This window comes from Deltaproteobacteria bacterium, assembly GCA_012522415.1.
In the GTDB taxonomy this organism is placed as follows: Bacteria; Desulfobacterota; Syntrophia; order Syntrophales; family JAAYKM01; genus JAAYKM01.
In genome coordinates this window covers 1-3,463 of sequence record JAAYKM010000046.1, presented here as the reverse complement: position 1 = coordinate 3,463, position 3,463 = coordinate 1, and the positions used below count along the sequence as shown (strand labels likewise).

Sequence of the window (3,463 nt, the reverse complement as noted above, 5' to 3'; positions counted from 1 at the left end):
TTCCTTCCAAAACCGTGTAACCATCCGCGCTGTACAACGGTTTAACCGTGGTCGTGAGGATGGTCTGAAGGGGAACCCGTTCCATAAAAAAATCGGCGTTTTTAACGCCGGCCAGCAGGCCGCCGCCCGCTTTTCCGGTGGTGTCTTTTCTCCAGCTCACATGGACGGCCGCCGTCTGGGCGACGATTTCAATAATGATCAGGCTGTCCACATGCCCGTCCCGATAAAGCGGCAGCCGTGAGGAAACCGTTGTCCTGGTGATTGCCGAATGGTCCGTAATATCTACAATTTCATCGATGAGTTTCATTCGATCCCGGTGGGGGATCAGGCTTTCAATCGTGATCGGGTAAGGCATACGGACCCCTGTTTTTTCCCAAATGTCCTGGCACACGCCGGGGTGATTCCCATTTGACCCCGGCGGGCAAGCTGCCTCTCTGTACCAAAAAGAAATGTTTTTTTCCACATGTTCAACGAGGATAAAATATGGTAAGAGACAGCGGCAATAATAAATTGGAAACGGCGGGAGAAGTCAAGGGATTTGTCGGGCCGAAAGGCCGGGTCCCCTTCCCCCGGGTGAGATCGGGAAAGAGGAACGATGGTATGACGGGTGCCTACCGAAGCATGGCCCCCCCCCTGGAAAGGATATGGACCGGGTATTTCCACGGAAATGTTCCGGAGGAAGACAGGGAGTACATTCTGGGGGGCCCGTCCTACGGGACGGTACATCGCCTCGCCTCGGGGATACGACGTCTCAGAGCGTTTGAAAATGGAAAGCGGGCGACCCTCTGTCTGTGCACGGATAACAAGGCCCTCCTGGCCGCCGCTTTTCTGGCCGCTGTTGCCGGCGGACCCCGTCTGGTTCTTCCCTATGCCTTTTCCCGGCATGTACTGGAAGAGGTCCTGGAAACAATACCGGTCGCCGCATTCCTGACCGACCGTCCCGAAGACGTTCCTCCGGGACGGGAAGTGCTTCTCCCTGCCATGATAACCGAGGCGGAACCCTTCCCCGAACAGGGCATCGACGCCGATGAACCCTTCCTCATGCTCTTCACCGGCGGTTCCACCGGCGTCCCGAAGGTTTGGGCCAAGACGCCGCGGAATATGGTCGAAGAGGCCCGTTACATCATTGCCCGCTTCGGAATTACGGCGGATGACCTCTTCCTTTCCACGGTTCCGCCCCGGCACATATACGGCTTTCTTTTTTCGATTCTCGTCCCCCTGATTGCGTCTGCCCGTGTACTTGAAGGCATTTATGTTTTCCCACGGGAAATCATGAAGACGGCCCGGGCGTCGAAAGCGTCGATTTTAATCAGCGTTCCTTCCTGCTACCGCGTTCTCAAGGGGGACGGAATCAAAAAGCACTCCCTGAGACTCGCCCTTTCTTCCGCCGGAGCCCTGGATCCGGGGGACGCCGATTATTTCCGTGAGAAGGTGAGCCTGGACATCCATGAAATCTACGGTTCCACGGAAACGGGGGGCGTTGCCATCCGGTGCCGGGGAATCGACGGTGATGCCTGGAACGCCCTTGAACCGGTGACCTGGCGGGTTGCGGAGGGGCGGATCCAGGTCCTGTCTCCCTTCATCTCGCCGTCCTTGCCCCGCAATGAGGCGGGATTTTTCGTCACCTCGGACCGCGCCGAAGAAGGGGGGGACGGACGTTTTCTCCTCCGGGGACGGGCCGATGACGTGATTAAAATCGGCGGGAAAAGGGTTGACCTGGCGGAAATCCGAGAAAAAATGATGACCCTAGACGGTGTGCACGACGCCCTGGTGACCGGGGGGGCCTACGCCGGTGGAGGCCGGGTGGGTTTGGTCGCCCTGGTCGTGACGGATGCCGATCCCGCTGTTCTGCGGCACAGCATGGCCGCTCTCGTTGAACCCTATGCCATGCCGCGGCGTCTTGTGGTGGTCGATAAAATTCCGGTCACTGCAACGGGGAAATATGACCGGGCCGCCGTACGGACCATCCTTGAAAAATATGATTTGACCCCGTCATGATGCCTGTTGACGAAAACACGAGGCTTTCCACTTCGCCTTCCCGTACATTGTCCCTCATCAGGCATTCTCAATGAGACCGCACGAATCGGGCCGCCGACTCGCCAGCCAGCCAGCCCGTTGAAAAGGCGGCCTGCAAATTGTAGCCCCCTGTATCCGCATCGATATCCATCACCTCGCCACAGAAATAAAGACCAGGCATCTTCAGGGACGCCATCGTTCTCGGATCGATTTCCCTGAGCGAAACGCCCCCGGCCGTAACGACGGCCCGGGACAGGGGGAGCGGTTTGGCGATATTGAATCGCAAGGACTTCAGCGTCATAACCATTTTCTCCCGCTCCGCGGCAGAGATCTGGTTGGCCGGCCGACCGGCGTCCACACCCGAAAGCCCGACAAGGGGTTCCACCATTTTGCGGGGCACAAGACCCTCCATAATCCGCCGGAAGCTGCGTTTCCCGTGGCGGCTGAAATCCCGCTGCAACCTTTCATGGAGCTGTCTAAAAGAAAGACCGGGTTTCAAATCGATGGATACGCTGACGGGACCTTTTTCCAGCGCATCGACCACTGACAGGCTCATCAAAAGGGTGATCGGTCCGCCCATACCAAAGTGCGTCAGCATCATCTCTCCCTGACGACTTTCCAGAATCGGCGTCGATGACTTCCTGCCTTTCAGACCACGCCCGACATCGTAAGGGGGAACCTGCCCGATATCGATCTTTTCGGCCGGGCAGGCAAAGGCGGTCATCCGCACATGCCTGAGGCTTACACCCTGCATGGATGAGGCCAGATCGATTTCCTGCACAACGAGAGGCACCAGGGACGGACGCACCTTTACGATGGTATGTCCCAGTGGAGTCACCATCCGGTAACCGTCACCGGACGATCCGGTCTGGGGGAAGGCGGCGCCGCCTGTAGCCAAAACCACGGCTTTAGCCGGATAGTCCCCCTGCTCTGTCTGTACGCCGCTGATCCGTCCCCGCTCGGTCGCCAGGCCGGTCACCCTGACGCCCGTATGAAGATCCGCGCCGTGTTCCCCGACATACTGACGCAGTACGCGCAACACATCCCCGGCGTTATCGGTAACGGGGAAAATCCGCCCGCCCCGCTCCACCTTGGTTTCCAGTCCGTGGTCACGCAAGAGGGACAGGAGACTTTCCCGGGGAAACTCGTGAAGGGCCCGGTAGAGAAAGGGACCATTTTCACCAAACATGGCGACGAATCCCTTCAGATCTTGCACGTTCGATAAATTGCACCGCTTTTTTCCGGTGAGGCGTATTTTCTTTCCGGGCCGATCCATTTTTTCGAGGAGCAGGACCCCGGCCCCTGCCTCGGCCGCCCTGCCCGCCGCCATCATACCTCCGGCGCCGGCACCGATGACCACCACATCATATTGCTTTTCCCGCCTGACTGTCCTGACCATTTGAATCGCCGCTGCCCCTACGGAAGTCAACCCAATACCGCTCTACGT

The 3,463-nt window shown here is 58.4% G+C and carries 3 protein-coding genes; 1 reads left to right on the top strand and 2 read right to left on the bottom strand.

Annotation, left to right across the window (positions count from 1 at the left end; translation table 11 throughout):
• The coding region (locus tag GX147_04305; GenBank protein ID NLN59921.1) for a hypothetical protein at positions 1-355 on the bottom strand (355 nt) is incomplete at its 3' end.
• Positions 356-483: 128 nt separating this feature from the next.
• Between GX147_04305 and GX147_04300 the strand changes: the two genes are divergently transcribed.
• Positions 484-1,998: an acyl-CoA synthetase gene (locus tag GX147_04300; protein NLN59920.1), complete on the top strand. Its 1,515-nt coding sequence runs from the start codon at positions 484-486 to the stop codon at positions 1,996-1,998.
• A gap of 67 nt (positions 1,999-2,065) precedes the next feature.
• Here GX147_04300 and GX147_04295 read toward each other — a convergent pair whose 3' ends face one another.
• Positions 2,066-3,415: an NAD(P)/FAD-dependent oxidoreductase gene (locus GX147_04295; GenBank protein NLN59919.1), complete on the bottom strand. Its 1,350-nt coding sequence runs from the start codon at positions 3,413-3,415 to the stop codon at positions 2,066-2,068.
• Positions 3,416-3,463: the final 48 nt, after the last annotated feature.

Bases quoted from the DNA above. Each gene is read 5' to 3' on its own strand.
- GX147_04300 (NLN59920.1), top strand. From the start codon at position 484: ATGGTAAGAGACAGCGGCAATAATAAATTGGAAACGGCGGGAGAAGTC.
- GX147_04295 (NLN59919.1), bottom strand. From the start codon at position 3,415: ATGGTCAGGACAGTCAGGCGGGAAAAGCAATATGATGTGGTGGTCATC.